Here is a 6,613-nt window from a genome sequence, read left to right as displayed (position 1 = left end):
CAGCGCTGATGGTACTGCAGGGGGGACCCTGTGGGAGAGTAAGACACCGCCGGACTTAACTTAGAAACAAACAAAAAGGCCACCCGAAAGGGTGGCCTTTTTGCGTTAATGTGCGACAACGATAGAGAGGAGGCCACGCACATAAGTGCGTGGCCTTTGCTATCTAATACTTAGCGGCGGCGGAGGCCGTCCAGGGCTACGGCCAGGACGTCGTCGGCGAGCTGGGCGGCATCCTCTGTACCTTCGGGGCGGTACCATTCGGCGATGGAGTTGACCATGCCGAACAGTAGGCGCGTGACGATGCGGGGATCGATGTCGCTGCGTAGTGAACCCGCATCGCTGGCCTCGATGACCAGTGTCGATACGGCGCGGTCGAAGGCCCGACGGCGCGTGAGAGCCAGCCGCTCGACCTCGGTATTGCCGCGCACGCGGAGCAGTAATGTGACGTAGGGAAGCCGCGACGTGAGAACGTGAACGGCACCCCGCAGCACGTAGGCCAGGCGGTCGATGGCGCTTCCGGTCAGCGCTCCGGACTCAAGCAGGACGCCCTCGAGACCATTCAGTGCCTCGTCGAGGGCGAGCTGCAGCACTTCATCCTTGGAGGAGAAGTGGTGGTAGATGGCCGCTTTCGACAGGGCGAGGCGTGTCGCGAGCACTCCCATCGAGGTGGCGTCGTAACCGAATTCATTGAATGCGGTGACGGCGATCTCGAGGATGGCGCGCTGGTCGTAGCCGGGGCGCCCGCGCTTGGGGGTGTGTACGTCAGACATAGATCTTGAGTCTCTCACGCAGGCGGTCCGGACACGACAAACTAGCGAAGGTCGTACACGCGCTTGTGCTTTCCGGTGCTGCGTTCCAGGGTTCCGGGTTCGACGAAGAGTACATTGACGCTCGATCCGATCCGGTCCTTGATCAGGGCAATGAGGAGGGCGCGGGCAACCGTTGACTCCGTATCGGTGGAGTGCTCGTGCCGTTCAATACGCACGGTCAATTCGTCCATGCGGGAGGGCCGAGTCAGTTCCAGCACGAAATGCGGCGAGAGGTGCTCGATGCCGAGCACGATCTCTTCGATCTGGGTCGGAAACAGGTTGACCCCGCGCAGAATGATCATGTCGTCGTTGCGACCGGTGATCTTCTCCATCCGGCGCATACCTGGTCGAGCGGTACCGGGAAGCAATCGAGTCAGGTCTCTGGTGCGATAGCGAATGACCGGAAATGCCTCCTTGGTCAGCGACGTGAACACGAGTTCACCCGTTTCACCGTCAGGCAGGCCCTGTCCGGTGTCGCCATTGATGATCTCCGGCAGAAAGTGATCTTCCCAGAGATGCGGGCCGTCTTTGGACTCGATGCACTCATTACCGACCCCCGGGCCCATGACTTCGCTGAGGCCGTAGATGTCGAGTGCGTCGAAGTCGAGACGGTCTTCCAGCTCGAGGCGCATCTGGTTGGTCCACGGTTCGGCACCGAGCACGCCGGCTTTGAGACTGGAACGGCGCGGGTCGAGGCCGGCCGCCACCATGGCATCGGTGATCGTGAGGAGGTAGCTCGGCGTTGACAGAATGATGTCGGGCTCGAAGTCAGTGATCATCTGCACCTGCTTATTGGTCTGTCCACCCGACATGGGAATGGCGCAGGCACCGAGTGCTTCGATGCCGGCGTGGGCGCCCAGCCCTCCGGTGAACAGGCCGTAGCCGTACGCGTTGTGCACCTTCATGCCGGGGCGCACACCCGAGGCGCGCAGGCTGCGGGCGACCAGTCCCGCCCATATCGCGAGGTCATTCTTGGTGTAACCGACCACGGTCGGCAGGCCGGTCGTTCCCGAGGAAGTGTGAATGCGTGCGACCTGGTGCATCGGTACCGCAAACATGCCGAACGGGTACGAGATCCGCAGGTCTTCCTTGGTCGTGAATGGCAGCAAAGCGACGTCTTCGAGGGTGCGAATATCGTCCGGGTGCACACCGACCGCATCAAATTTGCGCGTATAGAGAGGTACGTTCTGATAGGCGTGCCGCACGGTGTGCTTGAGGCGAATCAGTTGCAGCGCGCGAATCTCGTCGTGGTCCAGGCGTTCTGCTGCGTCGAGCTCCTCGAGTGCCGGTGCGTGCAGACGGGTCTTGGTCAGCGTTGACATGGTGCCTTCCGGAAGGGTTAGAGGTAGGTGCGAACGGGAACGGGCAAGTTGGTGGTGCGGCTTCGGCCGCGAAATTCGGCGACCGTGACGTCGTCGTCGATGGTCACCCGTACGTCGTAGATGCCGCTTCGGCCGCTCTTGACCCGCAACAGCGCGGTTGCGGTTAGGTTCTGGCCGCTCGTGGTCGGCTTCAGAAAAATGATGTCGGCGCCGGCGGCGAGCGTTACGTGATGCGAGTCGTTGCAGGCGATGGCGAAGGCCGTGTCGGCGAGAGCAAAGATGAAACCGCCGTGGGTGACATCGAAACCATTGAGCATGTCGTCGCGCACCACCATCGAGACCACCGAGTGGCCCGGCTCGTTACGGTGCACGATCATTCCGAGAGAAGCGGATGCCCGGTCGCGCTGCATCATGGCCTGGCTACCGGCGGATGCGGCTTGGGTCATTCGGATCTCCTCGTTGAGTTGCCGTTCAAGCGGGGGTTGCCCGCCCAATAATGAGACTATATACTAACTGAACGATCGGTTGGTAATAGAATGCCGTTCAGTGTGCAAAATTCTCGACGTGCATTACCTTAGCGCCACCAGCTTGTACACGATAAAGATCCGACCACCGCAGTCAACGAAGACCAGGAGCCGATGATGACAAGCACCATCACGCCCGATATGAGCGTCCCCGCCGCAATCAGTGTCGAGGAACAGCAGTTCAACGATCTGCTTGAAGCCGATTCGCGCATTGAGCCGCGCGATTGGATGCCCGAGGGCTACCGCAAGTCGCTCGTGCGCCAGATCTCGCAGCACGCGCACTCCGAAATCATCGGCATGCAGCCCGAGTCCAACTGGATCACCCGCGCCCCGAGCCTCAAGCGCAAGGCCATCCTGATGGCCAAGGTGCAAGACGAAGCCGGCCACGGTCTCTACCTCTATTCCGCCGCGCAGACCCTCGGCGCTACCCGCGATGACATGACGGATGCCCTCATCGCCGGCAAGGCGCGTTACTCGTCGATCTTCAACTATCCGACCCCGAGCTGGGCTGACATGGGTTCGATCGGCTGGCTCGTCGATGGCGCTGCCATCTGCAATCAGGTGCCGCTGTGCCGGGCCAGTTACGGCCCTTACGGCCGCGCGATGGTGCGCATTTGTAAGGAAGAATCTTTTCATCAGCGCCAGGGTTTCGAGATTCTGCTCGAGCTCATGCAGGGCACCGACGAGCAGCGCCAAATGGCCCAGGATTCGGTCAATCGCTGGTACTGGCCTGCGCTGATGATGTTCGGCCCGCCCGATGATGACTCGCCCAACTCAGCGCAGTCGATGGTCTGGAAGATCAAGCGTCATTCCAACGACGAGCTGCGCCAGCGCTTCGTGAATATGCTCGTTCCGCAGGCCGCCGTGCTCGGCGTAACCCTGCCGGACCCCGACCTGCACTTCAACGAGGAAACCCAGCAGTGGGATCTCGGCGTGATCGACTGGACCGAGTTCCACGAGGTGCTTGCCGGCCGCGGCCCGAACAACGCCCAGCGTCTGCAGCGTCGCCGCGACGCCCACGACGAGGGCCAATGGGTGCGCGAAGCAGCCGCGGCTTATGCACGTAAACAGTCCGCACGAACTGAAGAAATGGCAGCCTCATGACCACTCCCGGCGACTCAGCCGCAGAAATCTGGCCCCTCTGGGAGGTCTTCGTGCGCTCCAACCGTGGCCTCAGCCATGTGCACGTCGGCTCGCTGCACGCCCCCGACGAGACCCTCGCCGTGCGCAACGCCAGAGACCTGTACACCCGGCGTAGTGAGGGCGTCTCGGTCTGGGTCGTACCCGCGGCCGCCATTACCACGAGTGACCCTGACGCCAAGGGCGCCTTCTTCGAATCGCCCGCCGGCAAGAACTACCGCCACGCGAGCTACTACTCCAAGAGCGAGGGAGTGAAACACCTGTGAATGACGACACTGCGAACAATGACAGCGCTGAAGCGGATGTTCACGGCCACGTCGCCGTCGAAGTCACCACCCTCGACGCCGAGCTGATCGAGGGCCCGTCCGTCGCCACAGCCGACATCGCTGAATACGCGGTGTGGCTCGGTGACGACTCACTCGTCCTGGCCCAGCAACTCGGCGCCTGGATCTCCCGCGCTCCCGAACTCGAAGAAGATGTTGCCCTCGGCAACGTCGCCCTCGACCTGATCGGGCACGCCCGGTCCCTGCTGCACTACGCCGGCACCGCAACGGACCGCAGCGAAGACGACCTCGCCTACTGGCGCACCGAGCCCGATTTTCGTTCGCTGCACATTGTCGAGCAGCCCAACGGTGACTTCGCACACACGATCGCGCGCCAGTTCGTCGTGTCCCACTACCTGTTCGAGCTGTACAGCCGGCTGCGGGCATCCGCTGACCCAACCCTCGCCGCGATCGCCGCCAAGGCGGTGAAAGAGGTTGACTACCACCGCGACCACTCCACCCAGTGGGTGCTGCGCCTCGCGGAGGGCACCGACGAATCGCGCCGCCGCATGATCACCGCGATGAGTGACCTGTGGCCCTACGTCGAAGAGATCTTTCGCGATGACCCGCTCATCGACCGCCTCGAGGGAATCGCGGTTCGCCCGTCGAGCCTGCGCCCCGCGTTCGACTCCGCCATCGCGCCGGTGCTCGCCGAAGCCGAACTCGACATTCCGGTGGGATTCGTCGCCTCCGGCGGTGGCCGCACCGGCAAGCACTCCGAACACCTCGCCTTTCTTCTCGCCGAAATGCAGGTGCTCACCCGCGCCCACCCCGGAGCGTCCTGGTGACCACCCAGATGCACGAAGCTGTCGCCCGCCCGCGTCCCACCGACGCGGCCTCGCTGGCTGCCTGGACCATCGCCGCCCAGGTCGTCGATCCCGAGATTCCGGTGCTCACCATCGAAGACCTCGGCGTGCTGCGCGGGGTCAACGTCATCAGCGACGCCGACGGTACCGAGGCAGTCGCGGTCACTCTGACCCCGACCTATAGCGGATGCCCCGCGATGGACGCCATGCGCGACGACGTTCTCGCGGTGCTCACGAGCGCCGGGTACGAGAACGTCTCGGTTCGGCTGGTGCTCAGCCCGGCGTGGACCACCGACTGGATGAGCGAGATCGGCCAGAACAAGCTCCGCGAGTATGGCATCGCGGCTCCGACCGGGCATGCGACCGTACGCGGCTCCGGTCCGGCCGGCCCAATCCGCCTGAAAATGGCCGTGAAATGCCCGCGCTGTTCCTCGCTGAACACCCGCGAGCTCGCACACTTCGGATCCACCTCCTGCAAGTCCCTCTACGAATGCCGAGATTGCCTCGAGCCGTTCGACTACTTCAAGGTGCTCTAATGGCTGCAACACGGCTCGAATCCACGAACGAGGGCGCCACCACCCTGGCGCCGGTCAAGCACCGCGCGCGTTTCCACACCCTGACCGTAGCCGAAGTGCGCCCACTCACCGCCGACAGCGTCGAGGTCACCTTCACCGTTCCGCCCAAACTGCAGGGCGCGTTCGACTACCTGCCCGGCCAGCACCTCGCCCTACGGGCCACGATCGACGGCCAGGAACTGCGCCGCAGCTATTCGATCTGCCGGCCGGAGGCATTCGGTCAAATCAGTGTTGCGATCAAGCGCGACCTCGGCGGTGCGTTCTCCACCTGGGCCAACAGCGAGTTGCACGCCGGCGACGAACTCGACGTGATGAGCCCGCAGGGCAGCTTCACCTCAAACCTGCGCAATCTCGATCACAAACACGTCGTCGGCGTGGCCGCCGGTTCGGGCATCACCCCGCTGATGGCCCTCGCGCACACCGTTCTCGCCGCTTCTGACACCTCGATGTTCACCCTCGTCTACACCAACCGCACCGCGCTCGACGTGATGTTCCTCGACGAACTGGCCGAGCTCAAGGACCGCTACCCGGCCCGCCTCGCGCTCTACCACGTGCTCTCCCGCGAGCAGCGCTCATCCTCGTTGCTCTCCGGCCGCATCGACGAAGAGAAGTTTCGGCGCATGCTCGACACCATTCTGCGCCCGGCCACCGTCGATGAGTGGTTTCTGTGCGGCCCCTTCGAACTCGTGCAGCTGTGCCGTGACACGCTCGAAAGCACCGGCGTCGACCGCGCGCACGTACGTTTCGAACTGTTCACCACCGGGGAGCCCTCGGCGGCCAACGGCGATCGCGGCCGGCCGGTCATCATCGGCACCGGTGACAGGACGTTCCAGATCGAGTTCACCCTCGACGGCCAGAGCAACACGGTCACAACGCCGGTCAATGCGAACGAGAGCATCCTGAACGCCGCCCTGCGGGTGCGGCCCGACGTGCCGTTTGCCTGCGCCGGCGGAGTCTGCGGCACCTGCCGCGCCAAACTGGTCAGCGGTGACGTCACCATGACCGAGAATTACGCGCTCGAGCCCGAAGAACTCGCCCGCGGCTATGTCCTGACTTGCCAGTCGCACCCGACCACCGACACCGTCGTCGTCGACTATGACGTCTAACCGATACC

8 protein-coding genes are annotated in these 6,613 nt (G+C 63.5%); 5 read left to right on the top strand and 3 right to left on the bottom strand.

Going from position 1 to position 6,613, the window contains the following annotated elements; translation table 11 throughout:
• Positions 1–170 precede the first annotated feature (170 nt).
• Genes E3T41_RS08105 through paaI form a run of 3 tightly spaced genes read right to left on the bottom strand, consistent with a single transcriptional unit; the run spans position 171 to position 2,577 of the window.
• Positions 171–770 (bottom strand): TetR/AcrR family transcriptional regulator, encoded by a 600-nt coding sequence (locus E3T41_RS08105; RefSeq protein WP_104132349.1) that lies wholly within the window; start codon positions 768–770, stop codon positions 171–173.
• 41 nt (positions 771–811) lie between these two features.
• Positions 812–2,131: a phenylacetate--CoA ligase PaaK gene (gene paaK, locus E3T41_RS08100; RefSeq protein ID WP_134478033.1), complete on the bottom strand. Its 1,320-nt coding sequence runs from the start codon at positions 2,129–2,131 to the stop codon at positions 812–814.
• Between the two features lie 17 nt (positions 2,132–2,148).
• Complete coding sequence (paaI, locus tag E3T41_RS08095) at positions 2,149–2,577, bottom strand: hydroxyphenylacetyl-CoA thioesterase PaaI (protein WP_104132348.1); 429 nt, start codon at positions 2,575–2,577, stop codon at positions 2,149–2,151.
• A 219-nt stretch (positions 2,578–2,796) separates the two neighbouring features.
• Between paaI and paaA the strand changes: the two genes are divergently transcribed.
• The 5 genes from paaA to paaE are packed head-to-tail and all read left to right on the top strand — an operon-like array spanning position 2,797 to position 6,605.
• Positions 2,797–3,759, top strand: a complete 963-nt coding sequence (gene paaA / locus E3T41_RS08090; protein WP_092451813.1) for a 1,2-phenylacetyl-CoA epoxidase subunit PaaA — start codon at positions 2,797–2,799, stop codon at positions 3,757–3,759.
• Entirely contained in the window at positions 3,756–4,061 is a 306-nt protein-coding gene (paaB, locus tag E3T41_RS08085) for a 1,2-phenylacetyl-CoA epoxidase subunit PaaB (protein WP_092106867.1), read from the top strand. The genes paaA and paaB overlap by 4 nt, the downstream gene beginning before the upstream one ends.
• Entirely contained in the window at positions 4,058–4,906 is an 849-nt protein-coding gene (gene paaC, locus E3T41_RS08080) for a 1,2-phenylacetyl-CoA epoxidase subunit PaaC (RefSeq protein ID WP_092451719.1), read from the top strand. Before paaB ends, paaC begins: the two co-directional genes overlap by 4 nt.
• Before the next feature lie 8 nt (positions 4,907–4,914).
• The gene (paaD, locus tag E3T41_RS08075) at positions 4,915–5,460 is read left to right on the top strand and encodes a 1,2-phenylacetyl-CoA epoxidase subunit PaaD (RefSeq protein ID WP_092451815.1); all 546 of its coding nucleotides are present in this window, start codon (positions 4,915–4,917) and stop codon (positions 5,458–5,460) included.
• Positions 5,460–6,605, top strand: coding sequence for a 1,2-phenylacetyl-CoA epoxidase subunit PaaE (gene paaE, locus E3T41_RS08070; RefSeq protein WP_092451721.1), 1,146 nt, complete (start codon positions 5,460–5,462; stop codon positions 6,603–6,605). Before paaD ends, paaE begins: the two co-directional genes overlap by 1 nt.
• Positions 6,606–6,613 lie beyond the last annotated feature (8 nt).

Source organism: Cryobacterium sp. Hh38, assembly GCF_004403235.1.
GTDB lineage: Bacteria > Actinomycetota > Actinomycetes > Actinomycetales > Microbacteriaceae > Cryobacterium > Cryobacterium levicorallinum.
This window is presented reverse-complemented; position numbering and strand designations above follow the sequence as displayed.

Bases quoted from the DNA above. Each gene is read 5' to 3' on its own strand.
- paaA (WP_092451813.1), top strand. From the start codon at position 2,797: ATGAGCGTCCCCGCCGCAATCAGTGTCGAGGAACAGCAGTTCAACGAT.
- paaD (WP_092451815.1), top strand. From the start codon at position 4,915: ATGCACGAAGCTGTCGCCCGCCCGCGTCCCACCGACGCGGCCTCGCTG.
- paaI (WP_104132348.1), bottom strand. From the start codon at position 2,577: ATGACCCAAGCCGCATCCGCCGGTAGCCAGGCCATGATGCAGCGCGAC.
- paaK (WP_134478033.1), bottom strand. From the start codon at position 2,131: ATGTCAACGCTGACCAAGACCCGTCTGCACGCACCGGCACTCGAGGAG.
- paaE (WP_092451721.1), top strand. From the start codon at position 5,460: ATGGCTGCAACACGGCTCGAATCCACGAACGAGGGCGCCACCACCCTG.
- E3T41_RS08105 (WP_104132349.1), bottom strand. From the start codon at position 770: ATGTCTGACGTACACACCCCCAAGCGCGGGCGCCCCGGCTACGACCAG.
- paaB (WP_092106867.1), top strand. From the start codon at position 3,756: ATGACCACTCCCGGCGACTCAGCCGCAGAAATCTGGCCCCTCTGGGAG.